General features: G+C 38.4%; 22 protein-coding genes. 6 read left to right on the top strand and 16 right to left on the bottom strand.

Features of this window, described 5'->3' with window-relative positions; genetic code table 11:
- Positions 1-15: 15 nt before the first annotated feature.
- From AC2TFD_RS00350 to AC2TFD_RS00325, 6 genes are all read left to right on the top strand, one after another.
- Positions 16-1,758 carry a sensor histidine kinase gene (locus AC2TFD_RS00350; RefSeq protein WP_484674780.1) on the top strand — a complete coding sequence of 581 codons (1,743 nt, stop codon included), beginning with the start codon at positions 16-18 and terminating at the stop codon, positions 1,756-1,758.
- A 5-nt stretch (positions 1,759-1,763) separates the two neighbouring features.
- Entirely contained in the window at positions 1,764-2,549 is a 786-nt protein-coding gene (locus AC2TFD_RS00345; protein WP_484674779.1) for a response regulator transcription factor, read from the top strand.
- A 108-nt stretch (positions 2,550-2,657) separates the two neighbouring features.
- Complete coding sequence (locus AC2TFD_RS00340) at positions 2,658-3,965, top strand: extracellular solute-binding protein (protein WP_335511684.1); 1,308 nt, start codon at positions 2,658-2,660, stop codon at positions 3,963-3,965.
- Positions 3,966-4,186: 221 nt separating this feature from the next.
- Positions 4,187-5,065, top strand: coding sequence for a carbohydrate ABC transporter permease (locus tag AC2TFD_RS00335; protein WP_335511682.1), 879 nt, complete (start codon positions 4,187-4,189; stop codon positions 5,063-5,065).
- A 16-nt stretch (positions 5,066-5,081) separates the two neighbouring features.
- On the top strand, positions 5,082-5,975 hold the full coding sequence (locus AC2TFD_RS00330; protein WP_335511679.1) for a carbohydrate ABC transporter permease: 894 nt from the start codon (positions 5,082-5,084) through the stop codon (positions 5,973-5,975).
- Between the two features lie 16 nt (positions 5,976-5,991).
- Positions 5,992-6,618: a YesL family protein gene (locus AC2TFD_RS00325; RefSeq protein ID WP_484674778.1), complete on the top strand. Its 627-nt coding sequence runs from the start codon at positions 5,992-5,994 to the stop codon at positions 6,616-6,618.
- Positions 6,619-6,709: 91 nt separating this feature from the next.
- On the opposite strand, the gene AC2TFD_RS00320 is transcribed toward AC2TFD_RS00325, so the two are convergent.
- The 16 genes from AC2TFD_RS00320 to AC2TFD_RS00245 form a co-directional block, all read right to left on the bottom strand.
- Complete coding sequence (locus tag AC2TFD_RS00320; protein ID WP_335511675.1) at positions 6,710-7,693, bottom strand: aldo/keto reductase; 984 nt, start codon at positions 7,691-7,693, stop codon at positions 6,710-6,712.
- 34 nt (positions 7,694-7,727) lie between these two features.
- The gene (locus AC2TFD_RS00315; RefSeq protein WP_484674777.1) at positions 7,728-11,147 is read right to left on the bottom strand and encodes a glycoside hydrolase family 2 TIM barrel-domain containing protein; all 3,420 of its coding nucleotides are present in this window, start codon (positions 11,145-11,147) and stop codon (positions 7,728-7,730) included.
- 14 nt (positions 11,148-11,161) lie between these two features.
- The gene (locus AC2TFD_RS00310) at positions 11,162-11,827 is read right to left on the bottom strand and encodes an SGNH/GDSL hydrolase family protein (protein ID WP_484674776.1); all 666 of its coding nucleotides are present in this window, start codon (positions 11,825-11,827) and stop codon (positions 11,162-11,164) included.
- A 339-nt stretch (positions 11,828-12,166) separates the two neighbouring features.
- Complete coding sequence (locus AC2TFD_RS00305; RefSeq protein WP_484674775.1) at positions 12,167-13,228, bottom strand: NAD(P)-dependent alcohol dehydrogenase; 1,062 nt, start codon at positions 13,226-13,228, stop codon at positions 12,167-12,169.
- A gap of 18 nt (positions 13,229-13,246) precedes the next feature.
- A complete protein-coding gene (locus AC2TFD_RS00300; protein ID WP_484674774.1) occupies positions 13,247-14,851 on the bottom strand; it encodes a glycoside hydrolase family 43 protein in 1,605 nt (534 codons plus the stop codon).
- 40 nt (positions 14,852-14,891) lie between these two features.
- Entirely contained in the window at positions 14,892-15,077 is a 186-nt protein-coding gene (locus AC2TFD_RS00295; RefSeq protein ID WP_484674773.1) for a hypothetical protein, read from the bottom strand.
- Positions 15,078-15,304: 227 nt separating this feature from the next.
- On the bottom strand, positions 15,305-17,404 hold the full coding sequence (locus tag AC2TFD_RS00290) for an alpha-glucuronidase family glycosyl hydrolase (protein WP_484674772.1): 2,100 nt from the start codon (positions 17,402-17,404) through the stop codon (positions 15,305-15,307).
- A gap of 30 nt (positions 17,405-17,434) precedes the next feature.
- The gene (gene uxuA, locus AC2TFD_RS00285; RefSeq protein WP_335510296.1) at positions 17,435-18,490 is read right to left on the bottom strand and encodes a mannonate dehydratase; all 1,056 of its coding nucleotides are present in this window, start codon (positions 18,488-18,490) and stop codon (positions 17,435-17,437) included.
- Between the two features lie 91 nt (positions 18,491-18,581).
- A complete protein-coding gene (locus AC2TFD_RS00280; protein ID WP_484674771.1) occupies positions 18,582-19,280 on the bottom strand; it encodes a DUF624 domain-containing protein in 699 nt (232 codons plus the stop codon).
- A gap of 166 nt (positions 19,281-19,446) precedes the next feature.
- Positions 19,447-21,111 carry an ABC transporter substrate-binding protein gene (locus AC2TFD_RS00275; RefSeq protein WP_484674770.1) on the bottom strand — a complete coding sequence of 555 codons (1,665 nt, stop codon included), beginning with the start codon at positions 21,109-21,111 and terminating at the stop codon, positions 19,447-19,449.
- Positions 21,112-21,179: 68 nt separating this feature from the next.
- Complete coding sequence (locus AC2TFD_RS00270; protein ID WP_335510289.1) at positions 21,180-22,052, bottom strand: carbohydrate ABC transporter permease; 873 nt, start codon at positions 22,050-22,052, stop codon at positions 21,180-21,182.
- A gap of 14 nt (positions 22,053-22,066) precedes the next feature.
- Positions 22,067-23,041, bottom strand: coding sequence for an ABC transporter permease (locus AC2TFD_RS00265; protein WP_335510288.1), 975 nt, complete (start codon positions 23,039-23,041; stop codon positions 22,067-22,069).
- Between the two features lie 257 nt (positions 23,042-23,298).
- On the bottom strand, positions 23,299-23,940 hold the full coding sequence (locus AC2TFD_RS00260; RefSeq protein WP_484674769.1) for a bifunctional 4-hydroxy-2-oxoglutarate aldolase/2-dehydro-3-deoxy-phosphogluconate aldolase: 642 nt from the start codon (positions 23,938-23,940) through the stop codon (positions 23,299-23,301).
- 14 nt (positions 23,941-23,954) lie between these two features.
- Complete coding sequence (locus tag AC2TFD_RS00255) at positions 23,955-24,908, bottom strand: sugar kinase (protein ID WP_484674768.1); 954 nt, start codon at positions 24,906-24,908, stop codon at positions 23,955-23,957.
- Positions 24,909-24,938: 30 nt separating this feature from the next.
- The gene (locus tag AC2TFD_RS00250) at positions 24,939-25,784 is read right to left on the bottom strand and encodes an SDR family oxidoreductase (RefSeq protein WP_484674767.1); all 846 of its coding nucleotides are present in this window, start codon (positions 25,782-25,784) and stop codon (positions 24,939-24,941) included.
- Positions 25,785-25,860: 76 nt separating this feature from the next.
- Positions 25,861-26,868, bottom strand: a complete 1,008-nt coding sequence (locus tag AC2TFD_RS00245) for an endo-1,4-beta-xylanase (RefSeq protein ID WP_484674766.1) — start codon at positions 26,866-26,868, stop codon at positions 25,861-25,863.
- Positions 26,869-26,915: the final 47 nt, after the last annotated feature.

The following is a 26,915-nucleotide window of genomic DNA, read 5'->3' as shown; positions in this document are numbered from 1 at the left end:
AAAGGCGAGCAATCAATGCTTAATTTACTTAAAAAGTGGAATACTTTACGGAATCAAATTTTGTTTATTTTCTTGTTTTTTATGATACTTGTTCTAATGATTGTCAGTCTTCTCACATTGAGACAAGTTTCATCATTATTGAAAAATAATGCTGAAATACAAATTCAACAAGTGGCCATTGAAGCAAACGGTCGAATAGAATCACTTTACGAACTAATTAACATGTCCTCAAAGCTTGTGACAACGGATGAAAAAGTCCAGCGTATTTTAACAGATGTCCATCAGGGAAAAAAAGTAACCTTTAGTGATCGTCAACAATTAATGGGACATATTAACAGAGTTATGGGTAATACAGATGGAATCTTTTCAGTTCAACTCTTTGCTGGAAAACAACAGCGTGTACTCCCCCTTGATGAAGACTCTTTATTGAACAAAATCGATAAAAAGTGGATTAATGAGGCAAATCGCACAAAGGGTGGACTCGTTTGGATTGGTGAGGATCCAATGGATAAAAACCACTTTCTTGCAATTCGTAGTGTAAATTTAATAGAAAGACAATATAAGAATGGCGGTTATCTTTTAATTAGTATAAATCGTAATCATTTTACATTTGCAAATGAAATAAATGAAAATAATCAGTACTCTATCCTGTTAGATCAGGATAAAAAGCCCATTATTCAAAATTATAATGGAGACATTACAAGCATTCTTGAAAGTGATGAAAACATTATTCAACTAGATCAAAGAGAGTATATGATGACCAAGCATACATCCAAACTCACAGGTTGGACCGTGCTTATTTTAACCCCTGTAAGTGAACTAACAGAAGGAATGTCAAAGATTCGGACAGGCATTATCTTATCTGGAGTTGTTGGCGTATTTATTTTTACCATTAGCGCCTTCTTCCTTTCAACAATCATTACACGACCGATTCTAAGATTAACGAAAACCATGCAGCATGCGGGCGAAGGTTCATTAACACTGAATCCACGTGTTTCTTCCGTAAATGAAATTAACGAATTAAACAGCACCTATAATCAGCTCGTTAAAGAAACCAATCATTTAATCCAAATGGTTTATCAAAAGGAGCTTTTACGAAGCCGCAGTGAATTGAAGGCCCTTCAAGCGCAGATTAATCCACATTTTCTTTTCAATACATTGGATGCGCTTCATTGGTCACTTGAAGAGAAAAATGAAGAAGAATTGTCTGAACTTGTCTTAGCCATGTCCAACTTATTTCGTTATACCATCACAAAAGAAACCGATGATGATTGGGTATTTTTAAAAGATGAAATTAATCATATTGGCGACTACATGGAAATTATGAAAATGCGTTTTGGTGACAGATTAAAATGGAAGGTCTCGGTACCATTCGAATATGAGTTTATAAAAATTCCAAAACTGATTATTCAGCCTCTGGTAGAAAACGCAATCTTACATGGAGCAGGAAACAAGATCGGAAATTGTCTAGTTTCTATAACTGTTGAACCCGTAAAGCGAGATGGCAAAGAACGGATATGTATCTCTATTCAAGATGATGGTCCCGGTATGGATAAAGAGCGTCTTGGGTGGATTATTCAATCAATGGAGACGGGTGGAACATCCTCAGTGAATGGAAAAGGGATGGCCATTTCTAATGTTTACAAACGCTTAAAATTGTATTACAAAGAAGCCATACATCCAGACCTTTTGATTGAGAGCCAAGTAAACGTCGGCACACGCATTTCATTTGAACTACCAATTGATGGAGGAGAATAAATAAAATGATTACTAAAAATATCTTAATAGTTGATGATGAACCAAGAACTCGGCAAGGCCTGCAGAGAACGCTGGAAAGCTGGAATAATGGTGAATTTACTATTCTCACCGCTGAAAGTGGCATGGAAGTCATGCGGATTGCAGAGAAAAACAAGATTCATATATTGCTTTCTGATATTCGCATGCCTGAGATGAGTGGTTTACAACTGTTAAAAAATATGAAAGAAAGAGGATTCTCACCTGTGGTGATTATTATTTCGGCCTACTCCGAGTTTAAATATGCACAGGAAGCGTTAAGACTCGGTGTAGTCAATTATCTTTTAAAGCCCATCGACAAAAAGAAGCTGATTGAAGCTGTTGAAGAAGCTATCACGGTTATGCAGAAACAAGTAAGAGCAGGAGTGATTGAAAAAGTAGTGGATGAAAAAATAGTAAATACTAACAACAAAATGGATTCAGCAAAAGATCCTATCCGCAAAGCTATTACCTATATTGATCAGCATCTAAAGGATGAATTGACCCTAAAGGACGTAGCGTCTCATGTTCATTTAAATCCAAGCTATTTTAGCGTGTTGTTTAAGGAGCAAGCAAACTTAAATTTTAGTGAATATGTCACAAGGCGAAGAATCCAGCGTGCAAAAGAATTAGTGGTTTCAACCAATCTGCCAATAAATGAAATTGCTGAAGAAGTCGGCTATAAAACATCTAAATACTTTATTAAAATCTTCAAAGAAATAGAAGGTATAACTCCAAGTACCTATCGAAAAACAAACGATGATAGCGTTTTCTAAAAAAGATGGTATTTTTCCTAATCTTAGTTCCCTTTTTTGATTATTCCTTCAATGATAAACTTTAATTGTTAAGTATAACTAAATGAAACATATCCAAGGGGGTTTAAGATGCTAAAAAGGAAAGCGTTTACCACTATAATGTCTTTGACATTACTAGGCGGGCTAGTTTTAGGAGGCTGTTCATCATCAAGTACATCTGAAAATTCAGGTAAATCAAGCGGTGATAAAACAGTTGTTAAAATGATGCATTTATGGCCTGAAGGAAGTGCAAAAGCTCAGTATACAATTGTAGATGACATTATCAAAACGTACGAAAAAGAACATCCCGATATCGATATTCAAACAGAAATACTAGCAAATGAACAATACAAAGAAAAAATCAAGGTATTATCTGCTTCAAATGAGCTTCCGGACATTGGGATTACTTGGGCTGCTGGTTATATGAAACCTTTCGTTGAAGGAAATATGTTTACACCATTAGATGATATTGCCCAAGAGGATAAATTCGTTGCTGGTACACTTGATGCATTTTCAGTTGATCAAAAGCCATACGCTTTGCCGCTTGAATTAAACATTGCTCCAGTGTATTACAACAAAGAAATTTTCAAAAAGTATAAATTAGAAGTTCCAAAAACATATGATGAGTTTTTAAAAGTTGTTAAAACACTTGCTGATAACGATGTTACTCCAATCACAGTTGGAAACAAAGACCGTTGGACTGGCTCTATGTGGTATATGTACCTTGCAGACCGTATCGGTGGACCTGAAACATTAACGAATGCAATAAATCGTACCGGCAGTTTTGAAGATCCAGCTCTAGTTAAAGCAGCTGAAGAAATCTCAAAACTTGTTGATATGGGTGCCTTTGTTAAAGGATTTAACGGACTTTCAAACGATGAAGCAAAAGGTTACTTTATGAATGAGCAGGCTGCCATGTACATTATGGGTACTTGGGAATTACCAAACTATACCACCAGCCCAGATGTTGACCAGAAATTTAAAGACAAGGTTGGTTACTTCAAGTTTCCTACTTATGAAGGCGGAAAAGGCAACATTGATAGCTTTGTAGGGGGACCTGGAGTTGCTTTATTCGTATCTGAACAATCTAAAGTAAAAGATGAAGCGAAACAATTTGTTTCTTACTTAGTTGAAGAATGGGGCAAGCGTTCCGTCGTTGAAGCTGGTGTTATTCCAGCAACAACTGTTGATACATCCAATAGCGATCTTGCCCAAATGTACATCGACATTCTTAATGATTTAGGAAATGCTACTAATATTACACTGTATGCGGATGTTCAAATGTCTGCTGGCGTTGCTGATGTGCACTTAAATCAGATTCAAGCATTATTTGGCGGACAATCGACACCTAAACAGTTTACAAAAGCACAAGAAGAAGCTCTTGCTTCTGAGAAATAATCATTTCTTTAAAAGAGGGCATATAGTTAAAAAATATGTCCTCTTCTTTATAGAGGCTCTTTTCTTAAACTTTGTTGCCTTTTGGAACAAAATTTAAGAAAAGAGCCTGCAAACTAAATTCTAAAGCACAAAATAGCTATTTCCACGTTAAAATCGCTTTAAGATTTTAACAACAATCTTTACGAAAAACAGCCTTATAGAAAGGTAGGGGACGAACCAACATGAAAAATGTTATGTCGAATAAATTCGTTATCACCCTTTATACTCTCCCGGCTTTACTTCTCATTTTAGTCCTTATCTATATTCCTATTACATTATCAGGTTATTACGGTCTCATGGATTGGGACGGAATTGGAGAGATGAAGTTTATTGGGTTAGAAAATTATGTCACCCTAGTTCAGGATAAAGTTTTCTGGACAAGTACCTGGCATTCATTTCAATTAGCCATTTTCTCCGCAGCTAGTTTACTGCTATACTTAGGGATTTCACTTGTTCTAGCCAGCAAAATTAAGGGCTCGGATTTACTACGTAAGATTTATTTAATTCCTATGCTCTTATCATCTGTTGCGATTGCCCAGCTTTGGATGAAGATTTTTGACCCAAATAACGGAATGGCCAACAGATTACTTGAAATCTTTGGCGTGGAAAATACACCATTATGGTTGGCGGATCCAAAAATTGCCCTTTATTCCATTTTCATCCCAGTTATCTGGCAGTATGCAGGGTTTTATATTCTTATTTATTACGCAGCATTAAAAAACGTACCTGATGAAGTGATCGAGGCAGCGAAAATTGATGGTGCTAACGCATTACAAATCGCTTTTAGAATTAAATTACCACTCATTTCTGGCGTATTTAAAGTAACGGTTATGCTGGCAGTAGTTGGATCCTTGAAATATTTTGACCTGATTTATGTAATGACTGGCGGAGGGCCTAACGGAGCAAGTGAAGTAATGGCCTCATATATGTACAAGGAAGCATTTAAATTAAACAACTTTGGATACGGTAGTGCAATCGGTTTTGGACTATTAGTAATCTGTCTAGTCATGACTTGGTTAACTTCGAAACTAACGAAATCTAATGATGATGTTCAATTTTAAGGGGGAGTGAAACATTATGAGTAAGGTGAGTACACAACCAGTAACAACAAACCTTTCCGAACCCGAAACTATAAAGAAATCTTACTTGAACAAAATTGGATTTGGATTTCTTTATCTAATATTAGGGTTATTTGCTATTATTCAGATCTACCCATTGATATGGCTGGTTTTCTTTTCACTGAAAAACAATCAAGAAGTATTCGGAATGTCTCCCTTCTCTTTACCGCAAAATCCACATTGGGAGAACTATACAAGAGCATGGACTTCAGGGAATATTGGATTATACTTTTTCAATAGTGTCTGGATTACGATATTATCAGTCGTCCTTACCACCATTCTTGCTAGTTTGGTAACGTTCGCTGTAACACGGATGCAGTGGAAACTAAGTGGTCTAGTACTTGGATTGTTTTTAATCGCTTACATGATACCGTTGCATTCAACAATCATTCCTTTATTTAACATGTATAACAACGTGAATTTAATTGATAGTCCAGTATCGATTGTATTGTCGTACACAACCTTTAACTTACCATTAACGATTATGATCCTGCTTGGCTTTTATAGAACGTTCCCACGTGAAATTGAGGAAGCTGCAGTTATGGATGGATGCTCGGTGCACCGAATCTTCTTCCAAATTACCCTGCCAATGACCGTGCCTGTACTATCAACCACTGCGATCATTAACATGATTTACAACTGGAATGAGTTCGTCTTTGTAAACACATTCATTAGCTCTGATAAGTGGAAAACATTAACTGTCGGGATTAACAACTTCGTAGGACAATATTTAACAGACTGGGGTGCCATTGGGGCAACTCTTGTTATCAGTATTGTACCAATTCTACTAACCTTCTTATTCTTAAGTAACAAGATTGTTGAGGGAATGGCAGCGGGTTCAGTCAAAGGCTGATGTTGGAGGGATTAGAGTGAATGGAACAAAAACGGCAAATCGAGTTAATTCTGCCACTGAATGGATTGCCAAGTTTGCTTATATTAATTTATTATGGATTGGTTTTACATTACTTGGTCTAGTGATACTTGGATTTTTCCCTGCTACGATTTCGTTGTTCACAATCATTCGTAAATGGATGTTGGGGGAAGGAGATATTCCAATCTTTCGTACATTTTGGAAAACCTATAAATCTGAGTTTCTTCGCAGCAATGGACTAGGATTACTTGTTGCATTTGTAAGCGGACTTATTATTCTTGATTTAGTTTTCATGAAGAATTTAGGAAACGATTTTATGAGTGTCATCCAAATCCCTCTTTACATGTTTATATTTGCAGTAGTTATGACAATGTTATACCTGATTCCGGTATATGTTCATTATGAGTTAAAACTGATACAGATAGTTAAAAATTCATTTTTAATGATGCTCATTAACCCTCTTGAAAATCTAGTAATGATTGTGGGGATAGCTGCTATGTTCTTTGTGGTGAAATTTATCCCAGGTTTAGGCTTTTTCTTCGGGGGAAGTATTTCAGCAGCCATAATAATGGCATCAGGCTATCTTGCTTTTAATAAAGTAGACAAAAAAAAACAGTTGACTTAAAAAAAAAGACAGATAACAAAAGGAAGCACAACCCCTTAGTTGTGCTTCCTTTTGTTTATGCTAAATCGAATAGTTCTCTAAATGGCTTTAATTAATATGGACCTCTTACAAAATCCCTTACTTTTTCCTGATAGAAACGTTGAATCTCTTTCTGTTCTTCCAGTGAAAATGGCTTTGTATCTAGAGCTGTGAGGTTGTCCATTACTTGATTTACATTTTTAAACCCAGGAATGATACAAGTAATTTCTTTTTGGTCTAGTATCCAGCGCAGTGCTGCACTCGCCATTGATTTACGGCCTTCTGCGATCCACTTTAAATCGCCAGCTAATTCAACACCCTTTCGGAATCCTAGACCGGCAAAGGTTTCCCCTACATTAAAGGCCTCCCCATTTTCATTAAAGCTGCGATGGTCATCAGTTTCAAAAACATGATCAGCTGTAAATTTACCTGTTAGGAGCCCGCTGGCTAAAGGTAATCGGACTAGCAGACCTACTCCTTTTTGATAAGCCTCAGGGATTAATTTTTCTAATGGTTTTTGACGGAACATATTAAATATGATCTGCAGGCTCTTTACATTCTGATGTTGCAAACAAATAAGCCCTTCCTCAACGGTTTCGACACTGACACCGTAGTGACGGATTTTGCCTTCTTTCTTAAGAGTATCCAGTACGTCAAAGACACTTCCATCTTTCAATATCTCCGTTGCCGGGCAATGAATTTGAAAAAGATCAATTGCTTCCCTGTTCAAGCGGCGGAGGCTGTCATCAGCATATCGGCTTACACTTTCATAGCTGTAATTTTGAGGATCAAAAATATCACCTTGGCGACAGAATTTGGTCGCGATATAAACTTGATCTTCCTTGCTCTTTGTCGCCTTCGCTAATAACTCCTCGCTATGACCGTCACCATAAACATCCGCCGTATCAAAAAAGTTAACACCTTGGTCCATTGCATATTCTAAAGACCGCAACGCTTCTGCGTCACTCGTTTTGCCCCAGGAACCACCAATGGCCCAAGTGCCAAAACTTACCTCGCTGATTTTTATTCCTGTATTCCCTAGTTCACGATAGTTCATATTAACAGCTCCCTGCGCATTTATTTCATATCCTTTACCTTTCAAAACGGAACCAGCCAAAGTCAAAATTCGAACCTGGCAGGAATATAAAGGTGACCTTTTGTACTCCCGTTATTTTGTCTAATTCAAATACTCGCTCTTCGTATTCTTCGGAATTGGTGAATTCAACTAGTTGATTGCTTTCCCCTTCCTGATTGGCAAAGTGGATATGGATGGTATTTTTATCAATTGGCGATTTGCCGTAAATGACCAGTTTCCTTACACCTTCACTTGTAAAATCAAACTGCTCAAACACGAGTGAAACATTATTTCCTATTCCTTCGACAGCTTGTCCTTTCAAGGCAAAGGTATCCCCATAGATGGTGTCACATTCGGCAGCAGCATTTTGTTTAAATGCACGATTCTGCCTTTCAAACGAAAATCCCTTGATATGCACTTTCTTCTGAAGGACAAGGCAAATAGAAGTAATGCCGTGGAGTCTTTTTGACAATCGATAGGTTTCTTCTTGGTACACATTCCACTTGGATTCCTTTTGATAGATGACGTCCGCCACTAATTCACTTCCATCCTCATCAGGCATTCCCTCCCATATTTGCATGGAATATTCCTCACTTGACAAAGCGAATATTGGAATCGTGATGGTATCAGAGCCATAAGGTCCAAAGTCGATGTCACGAAAACCTACTTGTGTTTCGCCATCTCGGCTAGTTGCCACTCCTCGTTCATTTCCGTTTCCTAATTCCCCTTTACTAAAATCATATAATCCTGCTGAGATAAATCTATATGGATCTTTATAAGCAAGTCCAAGGCCCTCTGTGATGAATTCCAGCTGGGATATAAGTTTCGTTTTATCGGTACCATTCTTGCTCGTACAACGGACTCTGAATTCTCCATCACCTAAAGCGGTAATTTTCGCCTCATGACCGAATGCCTCTACCCTGGCAATATTTGAAACAATACCAGCTTCATTCACAACACTCCATTCGACTTCCTGATAAGAAGCGTCCACTGGAGGCAATTTTGCCTGGACAGTCATCTCTTTCCTTGATTGATCAAACAATTGTCCTGATTCACTAATAATTTCAATTTTTCGAACCGGTATTTCTTCTCTGCTTCCCATCACAACCGGTACATCACGATTGCACATATTCGCAGTGACTCCCTTTAAGGCTGCATCATTTATTGGAAAAGACTCAAATTCTACTATTTCTGTTTCTAAACCGTTAGAGGATACCTCCATCTGAATCACTCCAGGTTCCAATGTTGCACCTATGATGGCCATTAGTTTTCCGCTGAACAATCTTCTGCTTGTCCCTTTATACTGATCATAGTCTGTACTGTCCCCATTATCTAGACCAAGCAAACGACCTGCGCCCGTAACATTAACATTCACACGGTTAGTGGCATTCTCCACAGGATTGCCCTTTTCATCTTCCATACTAATTTCGACAAAAATTAAATCTGTTCCATCTGCAATCAGTTCCTGTTTATCTGCTTGCAGACATATCTTCTTTGCATCCCCAAAGGATCTTTTTACTTCTGTTGCAATTACTTTTCCTGTTTCATCATAGGCAATGGCCTTTAATTCACCCTCTTGATAAGGAAGCTTCCACCATCCGACTAGTTCTTTCCCGTGTTTATGGTCAATATCATGAGTACCGACGGTGACATCATTGAATTGCAGTTCGATTTTAGGTGCATTCGAACATACCCTTACATCAATGGTTTGCCCTTTATTAAATTCCCAATAAGGAAAAATATGCACCATTGGATTAATTTTGTAATCTGTCCATTCCGCTTGATAAATGTAATAGGAATCTTTTTTAAAGGTAGCCGTATCAATCTGTCCTAAGTAGGAATTTTTGGTATGATATGGCGTCGGTTCACCAATATAGTCAAATCCTGTCCAAATAAATTGTCCGAGCGAGAAAGGTGTGTCCCGATCTGCTATAATACAAGCTTCTGCCGACTTTGCCCCCCAGCTTGTTGAACTATTTCCAAGTGCAGAGCATTGCTCGTCATCGTCTGCCAGTATCGATCTGTCAAATGGGAAGTGATAGATTCCTCTGCTTTGTACAACCGAAGCAGTTTCACTTCCATAGATGATCCAATCTGGGTGTTCTTCATGATGTTTTTGATAATATTTTTCTGCGTAGTTATAACCCGCAACCTTAACGATATCCGCACATTTTTGGGCATTTTCCCACGGCATATAATTGGAGCCGATGGTCACACTTGCATTTTCCTTCGGATCATACCTTCGCACCTCATCCAAAAGCATTTTTGTTATTTCCTGCCCTCTTTCATCTGCGTGGGTATCATAAATTTCATTTCCAATGCTCCACATCAGCAAACTAGGATGATTCCGATCCCGCATTACCCAGCTTTTCACATCTAATGGAGCCCATTCCTTAAAAAACCTTGCGTAATCATAAGGAGTTTTTGACCTTTCCCACATATCGAAGGCTTCAGAAACGACCAGCATTCCCATCTCGTCCGCTAAATCCATCAGTTCTTTTGCCGGCATATTATGAGCGGTCCGGATGGCGTTAACGCCCATTTCCTTCAATATAACAAGCCTTCTTTTTAGGGCTGTTTTATTGAACGCGGCTCCAAGGGCTCCTAAATCATGATGTTCACAAACACCATTTAATTTCATCCTTTTCCCATTTAGAAAAAAACCTCGCTGGGGATCAAGGTTGATTGTTCGGAATCCAATATTTTGGGATATGGATTCAATTTCCTTATTGTTCTCAGCCATCTGTAATTGGGTTGTGAGCTGATAAAGGTTCGGTTCATCCGGGCTCCAAACATCTGGATTTTTGACCAATAGCCTTTGCCTGTTCTGAATACTGGCATCTACGCCTGACACGACCATCTTTGAAGCAGCTGCAACTACTTGACCTTGATACGAAATTGAATGGGAGAGCCGTATATCACCCTCAATGTTCAAGTTGGTTTCGACTTCAACTTCCCAGCCATCCTCCTTTTGTTTCGTGGTAATGTAGATTCCATCCGTTAAAATGTGGGTCATTTCCCTTGCCTTTAGCCAGACGTTACGATAGATACCGGCACCAGAGTACCACCGGCTATTCGGGCTCTGGTGTACGACCTTCACAAGGACTTCATTTTCCCCTTCCCTTAGCTTCTCTGTGATCTCATGTTCAAATGAGGAATAGCCGTTTTTCCATTCTCCGATAAATTGCTGATTCACATAGAGAGAAGAATCCATATAAACGCCGTCAAAACATAGCAGGACCTGGTCCTCCACTTTTTTATAGGTAAATGATTTACGATACCAGCCGATACTGTTTTCATAAAGGTCCAAGGTATTATAGATAAGCCAATCATGGGGAAGATCGACAGGTTCAAATTTCAACGCTTCAATATCTGTTGTTTCTAAGCTGCTTTTGGCAAATTCCCATCCATCATTAAAAAGTGTTTTCTGGTTCATGTCGATGTACTCCTTTACTCTAGTTTCGACCGGTCCCAATTAAAACCGATTTCCTTTAAGAAGGCTCTTGCCAGTACGATATGACCCGCAGCGGATGGGTGAACACGGTCCCATGCCAATGCTGCCGGATATAGACTCTTTAATACCTCTTTAAAGGCTTCTTGTGTATCCACGAATAAACTATCATTCTCTTTTGCTATTTTCCGGACCACTTGGCCGTACTGATCCATTGTCTGCCTCATTGGATCCTGTTCATTGTTTTCTAAATAAAATGGGGTCATGAGGACCAGGCCCTTTACAAAAGGCCTTGTTTCTGTCACGAGTTTCCGTAGCGTATCCTCATATTCATCAATATAAACATGCTTCTCTTTGATAAGCGGTACGTCGTACTGGCGCCAAACATCATTTATACCAATCATAATAGCTAACCAGTCAGGTTTCTGATTCATTACATCATCTTGCCATCTGTTCTTTAAATCGCGGACGGTGTTCCCGCTGATTCCCTTATTAACCACTCGAATCCCTAATTCGGGATAAAGTGCTGTTAAAAGAGCATTAACATAAGAAACATAGCCATTTCCGAATGCACCAAATAATCCCTCACCCTCTGGTTTGGCCCTGTCACAATCCGTAATGGAATCACCAATAAATAATAGTTTTTGACCTGTTTCGATCTTCATTACACTATTCCTCCCATTACCAATGAATTTACTGATAGTTACGTAAAAACCTGTTAAAAAGAGAGCTGGCTTGTTCTTCCAGCTCTCAAGCATTTGTAATGGCTCTTTTCTTAATCTTTGTTGCTTTTTGGAACAAAATTTATTGGTTGATTATGTTAATTTACGTAGAAAATAGATTAAATTTGTTAAGAAAAGAGCCTACAAACTAGATTCTAAAGTGCAAAATAATTACTTCCACGTTAAAATCGGCTTTAAGATTTTAACAACCAATCATTATGAAAACAGCCTTTATAAATTTTTCTTAGATTTATTTTTGGATATTTACTTTATCAGGACAAATCAAAAATTTGATTTGTCTGGATAAATCATAATTTTGATGCTTGTATCCTTTTGGGTTCTTGCCATTTCAACTGCTTCCTTAATTTCACTTAAGGCATACTTGTGAGTAATGACTTTTTCAATATCCACTCCGGTTTGGCTGAGTGCTTGAATGGCTGCCGGGTATGTATTGGCATATCGAAAAATTCCATATACATCGATTTCCCCATCAATGATTTGGTTCACATCCAGCGGAATCTCATTAACTGCCGGCATACCAACAAACACAATTCTTCCTCCGCGATTCACCACTTTAACAGCGTCGGCAATTGCCCTTTGATTACCAGAAGATTCGATGACAACCGTCACACCTTTCCCACCGGTTAGTTCAGCAATTTTGTCCTTTGCATTCTCACTTAACGGATCAATGACTTCCGTTACACCCATTTCGAGACCCAACTGTCTCCGGTAAGGTACTACATCACTTGCATAGATTTCCGAAACACCGAACATTTTTGCTGCTTGTACGGCTAAAAGCCCAATTGGCCCCAGCCCACTTACAAAAATGGTGTCAGCAGGTGTAACTTTACCACGATTCATTGCGTGAAAGCCTACAGATAACGGCTCCAGCAAAGCACCTTCCTCGAAGCTCATATTATCAGGCAGTTTAAAAAGAAAATCGCTGCGGATTGTTACATATTCTGCCCAAGCTCCATCAACTGGCGGTGTTGCCATAAAAATGACATCAGGGCATAGATTGTAACGCCCAGACTTACAATATTCACACCGGCCGCAGGCTACACCAGGTTCTACTGCAACCCTGTCACCAACACATACATTGGTAACTTCAGAGCCAATCTTTACAACTTCTCCAGCTAATTCATGTCCTAAAATAATCGGTTCCTTCACTACATAGCGGCCAATCCTTCCATGCTCATAATAGTGAACATCAGAACCGCACACGCCGATACAATATACTTTTAACAGCGCCTCGTTTGCCTTTGGATCTGGAATATTAATCTTCTTTACTTCAATATCCAATGGCTTGTTCATCACCGCTGCATCCATTAAACCCGTTGTCATTATTAGATCCCCTATCCTTTATTTACGTTCACGATACGTAAAGTAATCAAAATCTGCGTGTTTTCCCTGGCCGCTGAGGTCCTGTGTACATACACCAATAAAAGCACCTGTAAATCCTTGGTCAAGTAAAATGCCGCCAACCTTCATTTCAACATTATCATCTGATATTTTGCCGGCATCTAAAATTGGACCAATTGCACTCCAAGCCTCTCCATCACTAGAGAAATAGAATTGCAGATTTGAATAGTGGAGGTCTGCCTTTAAATAGACTCGCTCCCAGCCTTCGATCGACACAGGCGTTTCTACTGGCTCATCGTATAAACCACGGTCACTGGACATGATTCCTAAAGATTTGCCTTGTTCCTCATCATGGCTGATCCAAAGATAATAGAAATTTTTAGTATTGTAATAATAGACTAGACCAGCAAGGTGCTGAAAGGTTTCAGGCTCAAATTCCACCACTGTTTCCGCAGTAACTGAAAAGGCCTGCTGCCTGCGTGCAACTAGACTTTGCCTGTGGTTGGAACTAAAGGACTCTCTTCCTCTTAGTCTAAGGAAACCTGGCCTCTCCTTTGTCGTCCCCCACTCATCACTAAGCGGTTCGCGAAGGGTATTAAAATGAATACTTATATTCTCATTTTCAAAGTGCTCTGTTTCAGGTTCTGGTTTAAAAGGATATTCTGGCAATTCTGGTCCCTCTGCCACAAGGTGTGGACTGGTTTTGCCATCGGCAAGTCTTAGCCAGCCATCTTCTGTCCAAGCTGCCTTTTGAATAGCTGTTTCTCTGCCAAGATTACAATTCACTGAAGGTTTCAGTGGGCGCCCCGTTAAATGAACTAAATAGAGTTCATCGTTCTGTGTATGGACAATACTTGCATGTCCTGCCTTTTGCAGCTCTAGTTCGGGTTTGCCAGATGAAGTAAGAATAGGACCAATCGGGTCTACCTCATAAGGACCAAAAAGGGACTTTGACCGCGCAACGGTTACAGCATGTTCATATCTTGTTCCGCCTTCAGCGGTCATTAAATAATAGAAGTCATCATGTTTGTAAATATGCGGCGCTTCCGTTAATCCAAGTTTAGTACCCCTGAAAATATTGTGAATGGGGCCTACTAATTTTTTCTCCTCAGGAGAATACTCTTGAAGCAAGATACCACCAAACGAATTTTTACCTTTTCGATGGTCCCATACCATATTCATTAACCATTTCCTGCCATCGTCATCATGGAAAAGCGATGGATCAAAACCGCTGCTGTTTAAATGAATAGGTTCGGACCAAGGACCGTTGATATTCTGAGCACTTACAAGGTAATTATGAGTATCCTTAAACGGGCCGATATGACTTTTAACATCTGTAAAAATTAAATAAAACGTCCCCTCATGATAACTTAAGCACGGAGCCCAAACTCCGCCTGAATCAGGGTTCCCAATCATATCAAGCTGGCTCTTCCGTGTTAAAGGATGTCCGATCAACTTCCAATTCTTTAAATCTCTAGAATGATGAATTTGAACCCCTGGAAACCACTCAAAGGTGGATGTTGCGATATAAAAATCATCCCCAACCCTAATTATGGAAGGATCAGGGTTAAATCCAGGCAATATTGGATTAACGATCTGTGACAAAGTGACTCCTCCTTACTTTTTCTATGTTCCATTTATTTAACTAAATAGAAACAGAAGATTCATGATGAACTAACACTTTCTTCTCCCAAACCCGGCTCTTCCATCTAAAATACATCGTAATTCCTCTAAACCACTCATTGACAATGAATGCAATCCAAATACCAGGAAGTCCAAGCCCTTGATGAATACCTAAAAAATAGGCAAGCGGGACACAAATTCCCCACATGGAAAGTACTCCGACTTTCACTGAAATCGCTGCCACCACATCATCTGAAATATGGGACAGCATGACGGTGTCCGTGCTGCCCATAATAATTTGTAAAAAAAGCTCGATAAAGATTGGCCATGTGATGGTAAATAAATTTAATTGCGGAGAAAATTTATTATTGGATAATTCCCATAAAAGTCCACCTATTGATCAAAATATTGAGTAACTGACCAATCTATATTGGTTTAATAGATTTTTCTGTTTTGCTCATCTTTAATTCCTGATTTCCTATAAAAATAGGTATTAATAATATCCCGCCATTCTTTTGAATGGTTTGCTTGTCCTTGTAATCTATTTAAAATATCATTGAAGCGCTCTTGATCAATCTTATCGTTAAGCTGTAACCAAGATTCAACCAATCCCTCAGCCTCTTCAACCCCTTCAAAATGAGTGTTGTAAATATGCTGGATCACCGTTATACCTGATTTTAGCTTATGTGTGTATGGTACATGGTGGAAAAATAACAGCAGTTCATCTGGACATGTTTCAAGTTCTTCATACATGTCAGCATTTTCTTTAAAATACTGTGAAGAATAGCCGGTACCCGTTTTTACAGTACGGTCCACCCCAATTCCTTGCCAATCCGCAAAGTGATATGTTCCCCAAACGTCATATTCATAACCATCCACATTTGGTCCGTAATGATGATGCGGGTTTACCATCCAGCCTACACCAAGTGGTGACGTATATTTTTCATAAATACTCCAAGATTTTAACAGCATCTTGCTAACCACTTCTTTGACCAGTTCATCATGTTCAAATGTTTGCCCAATCCACTCATCTGTAATGGTTTCAGCAGAAAGATCCGGGTTCCATGTTAAGCGTCCAAAACCGTAAAGATTAGCCTGTGCCAGTGTATGTCCGGTCCAATTATAATCATTTCCAATATTAGATACCGCTGTAATCCCGCTGTACTTATATTGGAACAAGGAACCGTCTACAACCTTTTTAACTTCAGAACCTTTGCCCTTGGCATACGTATCAAAATCAAGGACTTCTTTCCATTGTGGAACGAGATAACAAAGATGTCTTTGCTGCCCTGTATATTCTTGTGTAACTTGGAATTCGAGCATTTGATTGGTATTTTCCATTGCACCAAATAACGGTGAAACACCTTCTCGTACTTGGAAATCCATTGGACCGTTCTTAATCTGCAAAATAACATTTTCATGGAACTCGCCATCTAATGGTTTAAAATGGTCATAGGCAGCTCTTGCTCGATCTGTAGAGCGGTCACGCCAATCCTGTAAGCAGTTATAAACGAAGCAGCGCCAAAGGACAATTCCATCAAACGGCTGCAGCGCTTCTGCAAGCATATTTGCACCGTCCGCATGGTTTCTTCCATATGTAAACGGTCCAGGGCGGTGCTCTGAATCGGCTTTTACTAGGAATCCGCCAAAGTCAGGAATATAGCTGTAAATCTCTTCAGCCTTATTTTTCCACCATTGTCTAACCTCAGGGTCCAATGGATCTGCAGTAGATAGATTTCCAATTTGAATCGTACTTGCATAGTTCACACTAAGAAACGTTTTTATTCCGTAAGCCCTGAAAATGGACGCAACTTCTGCCACTTTAGGGAGTAAGCTGCTTGTAATTAAATCAGTCTCAACCTTATGGACATTTACGTTATTAATGGCAATTCCATTGATTCCAACTGAGGAAAGCAGTCTTGCATAATCTTCAATTCTATTAAGCTCTTCAAAGAATTGATTATCCTTATAGAAGATGGAATTCCCCGCATAACCGCGTTCGATGCTGCCATCCATATTATCCCATTGGTTAAGCATACGTAATTGATTTTTAGAGTTTTCAAGGATATCAAGCTGTTGCAGGCTTTTCCTGTTTTGCATTAAGCGTAATAGGTGAAAGGCTGCATATAGGGCACCTGAATGACTTTTTCCTAAGAGGAAAATTTGCTTTTTATCTCCAGCTGTAACTGTTTTTATTACATAGCCATCATCATTTAGTTGATCAAAGTCCACATCTGCTAAATCACCAAAGGTATCTTTTGTTGCTATAACAATTCCAGATTGCAATGGTTCAGAACTGCCATTAGGCTCAATTCCCAACATGGAGGAAATGCCGAGTGTAAGTTCTTTCTCAGCAGACTCAATGACTACAGAAGCTTCTAAAGTACTAATGGTGCCGCACCATTGTTTGTATTCATTTACTAATGCTTGATCATCTATATTTTTATACTGAAGCCAGGCGGTATAACTTTCTTTGTGTTCTGCCTTGAATAAATCAGTTGTACTTTGTGATATATTTTCAACAGCGCTCTTCATTATTTTCCCTCCTAAATATGAGTAAGCATGTTACTGCTCTAATGAGTCCCAGATTCCTAAAAGATACATGATACCGAGTGCACGGTCATACAAGCCATAGCCTGGACGGCATTTTTCATCCCAAATATGTCTTCCATGATCGGGTCTTATATATCCATTGAAACCACTTTCATGATACGCTTTCATGATACCGACCATATCGACTGTTCCATCTTGTGCACGGTGAGATGTCTCGATAAAATCCCCATTCTCATACACTCTTACATTACGAACATGGGCAAATGGAATCCGATCAGCAAATTCTCTAATCATATTGACGATATCATTGTTCGGATTTGCACCTAAAGATCCACTGCATAGTGTTACCCCATTAGAGGGGCTATCAACAAGCTGCAGTACACGTCTAATGTTCTCTTGACTCGTAATAATACGCGGCAATCCAAAAATCGGCCATGGTGGATCGTCAGGATGGATGGCCATTTTGATAGCGTTCTCTTCACATACAGGAATAATGGCTTCTAAGAAATAGCGCAGATTGTTCATTAAATCTTCTTCTTTTATGTCTTTATAGGCATTAAATAGTTTCGTTAGATTTTCTAAACGCTCTGGTTCCCAGCCTGACATTGTATAGTTGGGATTATCGGCAATCCTTTGCACTAATACAATGGGGTCTATTTGATCAACCTCAGCCTTTTCATAGAACATGGCAGTGGAACCATCTTCAAGTTCCTTAAATAAATCAGTTCGGATCCAGTCAAATACAGGCATAAAATTGTAACAGATTACCTTTACGCCTGCTTTTCCAAGCTTTTTAATAGTTCTTTTATAGTTTTCTATATATACATCTCTTGAAGGGAGACCCAATTTAATATCTTCGTGAACATTTACACTTTCAACCACATCGATAGTAAATCCGGATTGTTCAGCTTGCTTCTTTACTTCAAGGATTTTTTCCATCGGCCATTCTTCTCCAGCTGGCACATCATGAAGTGACCAGACAATCGTTTCTACCCCTGGAATTTGTTTGATATGATTAAGGGTGACAGAGTCATTTCCCTCGCCATACCATCTAAAGCCCATCTTCATCCGAACTTCCTCCATTCTAAATATTCTTTCTCCAAAACTAAGTTTGTTGCTTGAACAAACATATTTTACCATAAAGAGTTAACCTCAAGGGTTAACTTGGATTTTTTTGTGAATCAACAAAATTTTGCTTAACGTCTTCAAGTAATCCTTTACTGTTAAGTAAAAAAGAATAGCAAATTAGACTAGCAATAAATAAGATTAAAAATTTAGATGTTACGGAGAGCAAAAACAAACTGATAATGATAATGCTTATATTCCCAAAGGTAATCTTTACCTTTTTAAAACTATAATAGACTGACAACTTCCATATATCTTTTAGTCGAAATTTGTAGCCAGCAATAATTAAAAATGCATTTACGGATAAGATCATAATCAAAACAATCCCAATTAAGAAAACTACCGATAAAACATTGTTAATCATTGATAGATTTGAATTAAAATAGTGTACATCAACGATTAGGATATACAAAACTAAAAGCAAAGGCAGCCAAAATTTCATTGTGTCTTTAAAATTTATTTTATATCCGTGGATAAAGTCATGTAACGGTGACAGTTCTTTTTCACGAATCAATTTTCCAATTGAGTAAAATAATGCAGTAATCGCTGGTCCTGTCGGTATAAGAGACAGGAAATAAATCGTGATATTTGAAAAGGTTGGCTCTAATGCCAAGAAAAAAAACAAACAGATGATATTACTTAGTACAAAATAAACATTCGCCATGAAAAGAGCATAGATATGATTTGTTACATCAAATAAAGTTCCTTCTCCAAACGCATTTTTTGGATTCATAACAATCTCCCTTTAATCATTTATTTTAACCTGAGGTAATGTAAGGAGAAATTCATTACTTTAATTAAAGTTAATAGTCATAATTTTAATAATATACTTGATAAGAAAAAACTGCCTGCAACTGTAATTTGATTAATCATTGCAGGCAGTTCCACTAAATTTCGTTCTATTTCTTCATTGTCTTTTGATAATCTTTATAAGCTTTGTTAACTAAATCTAAATACTTATCCATGCCTTTTGCATTTAATTCTGAAACATACGCATCCCATTCAGATAATGGGCGAGATCCTAAAATGAACTCAGCAGTATTTTGTCTGATTACATCCACCAATGGAGTGGCAAGAAGTGTTGCCTGTTCTTGGTCCAATGCTTCCATCGGGTATGGAGGGTTCACTGGCGCTGCTTTTTTCGTTTTGTGCATTTCATCCTGGAAATTAACTTCTTCTTCGCTCATTGTGGAGTGAAGTAACTCAGTTGTTCCACCATAAGCAAATGTTCCTGTTCCCATTCCAAAATCAACACGTAAATCTCTTGTTCCAGCTGGATTTAAGCCTAAGAAGTTAATATCTTTAGCAAGAACCCGCTTACCATTTTCTTTGGTATAGGTTGTACCCTCAACGCCCCATTTAGCTAATTCTTGTCCTTCATCGCTATACCATAACCAGTCCACAAATTGAAGTAATGCAATGAAATTTGGATCGTCTTTCGCTTTCGCATTGATCATAATACCGTTTTCCAATCTTGAACCAGCCATAAGATGACCCGCAGGTCCACCCGGTACAGCGATTTTTGCGACAGAGAAGTTACCTTCCCCTAGTTCTTTTTTCATTGTATCGCGCATCACTACTAGTTCTTGAGAGTTTGTACTAATAACAAATGATTTACCAGATACGAACTTTTGTTTAGCCGTTTCATCGGTTTGTGATAAGCTTTCTTTGTCCATTAAGCCTTGTTCAATCAATCCATTGAAATACGTTAGCATTTCTTTGTATTCTTTTGTTGCACCAGCTAAAACAAACTTTTTCTTATCTTGGTCAAATGTAATATAGTTTTGTGTACCAAATCCGCCAACTGTTCCGAAAGACGGAGCTGCATAGTTCAATAATGCTCCTAATGCACCACCGTTTCCTGTTGTGCTCCAGCGGTCAGAGAACGGAGTAACATCAGGATAAATTTCCTTTAATTTCTTTAAGGCTGCTTCGAATTCATCCCATGTTTTAGGAATCGCAATATTATTTTTTTCGAAAATATCTGTTCTAACAGCTAACGTGTAATCTGGCCATACTTCTTCATGTAATCCAGGAAGCAAGTAATACTTTCCGTCAGATTGTCTTAAATTATCGATTTCAGCTTGTAGATCCCATTTTTTAACTTTATCTAAAAAGTTAGGCATATGTTCTACATAATCACTGATTGGTAAGATTGCGCCAGAAGCGACAAATGGAGTTTCTTGACCAGGATATGTTTTAGGAATGATTAATGGAGCATCCCCAGAACTGATCAATAAACTTCTTTTTTGGTTGTAGTCACTCATTGGAATAATTGTCTTTTCAAAGGAAACATTGGTTCTCTTTGTAATTTCGCTCCATAACAGCCAATCTTCTTTATGAGCATACCATGCAGCATCTTGATACATTGTTGAAAATGTAACTGGTTCTTTTGCTTTAAATGTTTTCCCAACTGCATAATCTTCCATGGCCAATCCTTCTGCTTTAGAAGAAGAAGATTCAGTTGAGCTATTGCTTTCCTTACTGCTGCAGGCAGCCAATACGCCGCTAATAACAGTAACAATCGCAATTAAAAGGGCTAACTTCTTAAAAATCTTTGCCATTGCAATTTTCCCCCATTTTTCATTTTAGAAGTTTTATAATGAACTTATTTTCATAAGTTACATCCACGTTATTGCTTAACAGATCCTAGCATAATACCTGAAACAAAGTATTTCTGAACGAATGGATAGACACATAAAATTGGCAATACAGTCAACACCATCGTAACTGCCTTAATATTGGCAGCAATTTGGGTTAAATCGTCTGCAGAAGTGGCACCGGCTGATTGGCCTGTGGTCGCTCCCGCCAAAAGATTTCTTAAATAAAGAGTAACTGGGTACATCTCAGACTTATCTAAATATAAGAATGCTCCAAACCAAGAATTCCAGCTGCCTACTGCATAGAACAAAAACATGGTAGCCAAAATCGGTTTTGATAGAGGTAAGATGATTTTTAAGAATGTTCCATAAGTAGAGGAACCGTCTATCGATGCAGCTTCTTCAAGCTCCTCTGGCATTGCCTCGAAAAAGGATTTCATGATCAACATATTAAAAATACTGATGGCACCAGGGATTACAATTGCCCAGATTGAATTTGTCCAGCCAAGTGATTTAATAAGGATATAGTTTGGAATCAATCCTCCGTGAAAAAACATTGTGAAAACGGCAAAGGATGTAAAAAACTTACGGCCTATTAGACGCTTTTTCGATAATACATAGGCAAACATGGTTGTCATTACCATGGAAATCGCTGTTCCAACAACTGTGTAAAGAATTGTATTTTTGTAGCTGGTCCAGAAGGTCTTGTCGTGCAGAATCGTTTTATAGGTGTCGACATTAAATCCCTTTGGTATTAAATTTACTTTCCCTGCGTTAATTTCCGCCTGACCACTGAATGACTGTGCAACAACATTCAAAAAGGGAAATAGTGTTATATAGACTACAAGCAATAATATAACGACATTGATTGCTTTAAATAATTTGTACTGTAAGGACTCTTTCATCATTCAATCCTCCCTTACCACAATCCATTATCAGTGAATTTCTTTGAAAAATAATTGGCAGAATAGACTAAAGTCAATCCAATTATTGCTTCAAATAATCCAATTGCGGTTGCATAACTAAAGTTGCTGGATTGTAAACCTACCCGGAAAAGATAAGTAGAAATAACATCCGATGTTTGATAGTTTAATGGGTTATAGATTAATAGGATCTTTTCAAATCCAACTGCCAACAAGTTTCCGATATTTAGGATCAGCAATACAATAATGGTAGGAAGAATACCCGGTATCGTAATATGGATGGTTTGTTTCCATCTGTTGGCTCCATCCATCCTGGCCGCTTCGTATAACGATTCATCGATATTTGTTAAAGCAGCTAGATATAGAATGGCTCCCCACCCCATTGTTTGCCAAACCTCTGAAGCAATATAAATTGGCCTAAACCATTCTGGGTCTTGCATAAAAAGGATCGGTTCTCCGCCAAAGAATTGAATTAGTGCATTAATTGCGCCATTTGAAGCAGATAACTGTAAAATCATCCCGCTTATAATAACCATTGATAGGAAGTGCGGTAAATAAGATGTCGTTTGAACAAATTTTTTGAATTTAATAGATTTTATTTCATTCAATAATAATGCGATGATGATTGGAGCAGGGAAAACAAAAAGTAATGTTAAACTGCTCAACATAAGGGTATTTTTAAATACATGCCAGAACGCTGCATCCTGAACAAACATTTTAAAGTAATGAAAACCAACCCATTGTTCGCCAAAAATGCTTCCCCCGGGCATGAATCTTCTAAAAGCAATAATATTACCAATCATCGGAACGTATTTAAAAATAACCAGGTAAATGATTGGTAAAAGAAGCAGGGAATATAACTGCCAATCTTTTCTAATCAACTTTAACTTTAGAACCCACTGTTTCTTTTTTACCTGCTTAACACTAATCTCTTGCGGGGTATGGGCCGAAACTTCGGCAAGTGGTTTCATTTGGATCGCCTCCTTATTTGTCTTTTAATTACCTTCCTATCGGCGAATAGAAGTATTTCTCAACTCATTTTTATAAATGATTTTTTTGCTCCAAACATAGTTTATTCACTCAATAAACTATGTTTTTATTTTAAACGATACTGCAAACGGTTTCAACTAAAATATTATTCTTACAATAATTAAATTTGTTAATGTAAATATTTCTTGACATTTGTAGTTTTTTGTTTAAAATTTAGTTTTTTTGTAGAACTTTTATATTAAGCTTTTCTGGCAAGCTGAACTTGCTCTACAAACCTAATTGCTTTTTCCGTTAAATTACTGAAATAGGCATCGGTCATTTCTTCCTTTGTATTCACAAGAGTGCTGCCAACTCCAACTGCAACTGCACCTGCCTTAATGTAATTCGCAGTATTTTCAATATTGATTCCGCCAGTTGGCATTAGCGGTATTTGTGGAAGCGGCCCATGGACATCCTTTAAGTAACCAGGACCCAGGATATTTGCTGGAAAGACCTTAATCATATCTGCCCCATTCTCATATCCTGATAAAATTTCGGTTGGAGTCATGGCTCCCGGTACACTAATAACACCATATCTTTTTGTCATTTTAATCGTTTCAATATTTATAGTTGGTGAGAAAATGAATTTTGCACCATGCATGATTGCCGTTCTGGCCGTCTCTGGGTCGAGAACAGTTCCTGCACCGGCAATCACTTTATCACCTAATACATTAGAAACCTTTTCAATTAGCTGTAAGGCACCTGGTGTTTCAGCTGTAATTTCAATCGCTTTTACGCCACCTGCAATTAATGTTTCAGCAATTGGGATAATCGTATCCGGCTTTGCACCTCGAATCACTGCAACAACTCCACTATCAATTATTTCTTGTAAAAGACTCATAGGTATCTCCTTCCCTATCTAATTACATCCTCTGTATTGGAAACCCGCATAAACGCATCAAGTTCCTCATCATCTGGCAACCCTTCAAAATCACCAGGAATCATGGTAACCATAGCCCCAACCCCATTTGCTTTATCTACGGCCTTGTCGATAGATAGTCCATTCAGTAAACCAGACAGAAATCCAGCAGCAAAAGCATCTCCTGCACCAACTGGATCGACAACTTTATCCACCTGGTACCCTGGAACTATTTTTCGCTCAGATTGAGTGAAATAATAGGCACCTTCTGCCCCTAGTTTTAGGACAACCACTGACGAACCATTGTTTAAAAATCGTTCTCCCAATGTTTCAGGGTCTTCGACACCAAACAAAAAGAAGCCTTCATCTTTCCCAGGAAGAATGATATCCGCTAAGGAGGCAATTTCTAATAAAACCTTTCTCGCTCTATCTTCTGACCACAGTTTTCTTCGTAAGTTTGGATCAAAAACAACTTTTACGCCATTTTCTTTAGCGATTGAAATTGCTCGTATAATCGTTCGATAGCATGATTCACTTAATGCCGGTGTAATGCCGGTCACATGTAAATATTTTGCATTGGCAATATACTTTTCGTCTAAATCCGAGGGTTGTAAAAGACTTGCTGCTGAACCCTTCCTAAAGTATTGAACACGGACTTGATTGCCGCTTCTAATCTCTTTAAAATACATCCCTGTAGGTGCAGTGGAATCCACTTTAACTTGACTTATGTCAACTCCTTCTCCTCGGATAAAGGAAAGCATTGCTTTGCCAAATTCGTCATTACCTACCTTACTAATCCAGCCTGCCTGATGGCCTAACCTTGTTAAACCTATTGCAACATTGGTTTCAGCACCACCGAAACCTCTTGAAAATGTTTCAGCATACCTCATTAGCGGGGAAGACTGTGGCGTGAAAAGGACCATTGTTTCTCCAATCGTCACAACATCCATGTATACTCTCCTCCCAAATTTCTTACGAATTTATACTCCTGAATACGCCATAAACCCGCCATCCACTGGGACACTTATTCCAGTGACAAATCCGCTGGCTTCTTTGTCAGCAAGCCATAATAAGGTACCTAGTAAATCTTCTGGTTTCCCCAATCTTCTCATTGGAGTACCTGCTAGAATTTTGTTGGTTCTTTCAGTATTTGTTCCATCTGGGTTTGTCAAAAGCGCACGGTTTTGCTCTGTTAAAAAGAAGCCAGGAGCAATAGCATTTATGCGTAGTCCAGCTTCAGCAAAATGAACGGATAGCCATTTTGTAAAATTCTCAATAGCTGATTTCGCCGCACTATAGGCCGGTACCTTTGTCATCGGACTTGGGGCACTCATGGATGAGATATTAATAATGGTCCCTTGGTTTTCAATCATGTTTTTCGCAAAAATTTGTGTAGGAATAAGTGTTCCAATAAAGTTCAAATTGAAGACAAACCCAAATCCCTCAGGTGTCATATCAAAAAAGGTTGTTAAATCATCACGGGTAAGATCATTTTTTTCAAAGATTTCCTTTGTTGTGATTCCATTTGGATGATTGCCGCCGGCGCCATTGATTAGCAAATCACAGCTGCCATATTCAGCAGAGACTATTTCCTCCGCTCGTTTCACACTTTCAACACTCAATACATCACATTCAATAGCAAGTGCCTCTCCGCCTGCTGCCTTTATTTCATTCACTACCTTTGCAGCCTTCTCATAGGTACGATTTAAAACAGCTACTTTCATACCCTGCCTTCCTAGTTCTCTGGCCATACAGCCGCATAAAACTCCACCGCCGCCAGTAACAACGGCTACTTTTCCCTCTAAATTTGAATTCAATGGTAACATTCTGTTATTCTCCCTTCACGTTGTCTTCAATGATTTACAGCAAACACTTTTATCCTTCTCTACTAATCTCCTGGTATTAAAATTGAACAACCTTCCAGAAAGATTCTTTAGGTTGATGATTTTCGTCAAAGAGAAACGGCCAATTTTTTCTTCCTTTAACAGGAAAATCGTTTAACCAGGTATAATCATCAGCAGCTCCCCAAAACGTTATTGAAGTGATAGAGTCTCGATAGTCTCTAAGTATCTGAAATACTTGATGGTATCTTTCAGCCTGCATTTCTAACATTTCAGGAGCTGGTTCCGTAAGGTCAGTTCGCTTATCATCATGGTTAAAAACGGATATATCTAATTCTGTAAGGTGCAGCTTTAGACCAAGAGATGCATAACGTTCAATAGCTGTACGAATATCTTCTAGACTTGGATTTACTAAATTCCAATGAGCTTGGAGCCCTATACCATGAATGGGAACACTCTTATCAATCAGCGATTTAACAAGCTTATAGATTTTCTCACGCTTTTGTGGATTGGACTCATTATAATCATTGTAAAAAAGCAGCGCCTCCGGATCAGCTTCATGGGCAAATTCAAACGCTTTTTCGATATAATCCTCACCGATAATTTCTAACCATTTTGTAGGTCTATACAATTGTGAACCCTCATCGGTTACTGCTTCATTCACAACATCCCAGCAGAAAATTGTCCCTTTATATCTGCCCATTACCGCGTTAATATGGTCCTTCATCCTCTGTAACAGGGTTTCTCTATCAACCTGCTCACCATTAACATCCTGAAACACCCATTCCGGAGTCTGATTGTGCCAAATGAGAGTGTGACCGCGCATTTTCATTCCATTACTCTGTGCAAATTCCGCCAATTCATCAGCCTTTTTAAAGGTAAATTGACCTTCATAAGGCTGTATGTTTTCAAACTTCATATCATTCTCAGCTGTAATACTATTAAAGTGCTGAGCTAATAACATACGTTGTGTCATAATTGTTTGAAGGTTAACAGCAGCACCAATGTCAAAATAGTTTTCGTATACCTTTTTTAAGGAAGGAACCTCTAAGCTTGTATGCGTCGTCATTCATACATCTCCTTCTGCGTATTTTTTGATTAGGTTAGTTTATAAAA

The sequence above is a fragment of the Neobacillus sp. plas4 genome (genome assembly GCF_057221695.1).
This window is presented reverse-complemented; position numbering and strand designations above follow the sequence as displayed.

Excerpts from the sequence above, each read along its gene's own strand:
- AC2TFD_RS00350 (WP_484674780.1), top strand. The coding sequence starts at position 16 with ATGCTTAATTTACTTAAAAAGTGGAATACTTTACGGAATCAAATTTTG.
- AC2TFD_RS00345 (WP_484674779.1), top strand. The coding sequence starts at position 1,764 with ATGATTACTAAAAATATCTTAATAGTTGATGATGAACCAAGAACTCGG.
- AC2TFD_RS00340 (WP_335511684.1), top strand. The coding sequence starts at position 2,658 with ATGCTAAAAAGGAAAGCGTTTACCACTATAATGTCTTTGACATTACTA.
- AC2TFD_RS00335 (WP_335511682.1), top strand. The coding sequence starts at position 4,187 with ATGAAAAATGTTATGTCGAATAAATTCGTTATCACCCTTTATACTCTC.
- AC2TFD_RS00330 (WP_335511679.1), top strand. The coding sequence starts at position 5,082 with ATGAGTAAGGTGAGTACACAACCAGTAACAACAAACCTTTCCGAACCC.
- AC2TFD_RS00320 (WP_335511675.1), bottom strand. The coding sequence starts at position 7,693 with ATGAACTATCGTGAACTAGGGAATACAGGAATAAAAATCAGCGAGGTA.
- AC2TFD_RS00315 (WP_484674777.1), bottom strand. The coding sequence starts at position 11,147 with ATGAACCAGAAAACACTTTTTAATGATGGATGGGAATTTGCCAAAAGC.
- AC2TFD_RS00310 (WP_484674776.1), bottom strand. The coding sequence starts at position 11,827 with ATGAAGATCGAAACAGGTCAAAAACTATTATTTATTGGTGATTCCATT.
- AC2TFD_RS00305 (WP_484674775.1), bottom strand. The coding sequence starts at position 13,228 with ATGACAACGGGTTTAATGGATGCAGCGGTGATGAACAAGCCATTGGAT.
- AC2TFD_RS00295 (WP_484674773.1), bottom strand. The coding sequence starts at position 15,077 with ATGTGGGGAATTTGTGTCCCGCTTGCCTATTTTTTAGGTATTCATCAA.
- AC2TFD_RS00290 (WP_484674772.1), bottom strand. The coding sequence starts at position 17,404 with ATGAAGAGCGCTGTTGAAAATATATCACAAAGTACAACTGATTTATTC.
- uxuA (WP_335510296.1), bottom strand. The coding sequence starts at position 18,490 with ATGAAGATGGGCTTTAGATGGTATGGCGAGGGAAATGACTCTGTCACC.
- AC2TFD_RS00280 (WP_484674771.1), bottom strand. The coding sequence starts at position 19,280 with ATGAATCCAAAAAATGCGTTTGGAGAAGGAACTTTATTTGATGTAACA.
- AC2TFD_RS00275 (WP_484674770.1), bottom strand. The coding sequence starts at position 21,111 with ATGGCAAAGATTTTTAAGAAGTTAGCCCTTTTAATTGCGATTGTTACT.
- AC2TFD_RS00270 (WP_335510289.1), bottom strand. The coding sequence starts at position 22,052 with ATGAAAGAGTCCTTACAGTACAAATTATTTAAAGCAATCAATGTCGTT.
- AC2TFD_RS00265 (WP_335510288.1), bottom strand. The coding sequence starts at position 23,041 with ATGAAACCACTTGCCGAAGTTTCGGCCCATACCCCGCAAGAGATTAGT.
- AC2TFD_RS00260 (WP_484674769.1), bottom strand. The coding sequence starts at position 23,940 with ATGAGTCTTTTACAAGAAATAATTGATAGTGGAGTTGTTGCAGTGATT.
- AC2TFD_RS00255 (WP_484674768.1), bottom strand. The coding sequence starts at position 24,908 with ATGGATGTTGTGACGATTGGAGAAACAATGGTCCTTTTCACGCCACAG.
- AC2TFD_RS00250 (WP_484674767.1), bottom strand. The coding sequence starts at position 25,784 with ATGTTACCATTGAATTCAAATTTAGAGGGAAAAGTAGCCGTTGTTACT.
- AC2TFD_RS00245 (WP_484674766.1), bottom strand. The coding sequence starts at position 26,868 with ATGACGACGCATACAAGCTTAGAGGTTCCTTCCTTAAAAAAGGTATAC.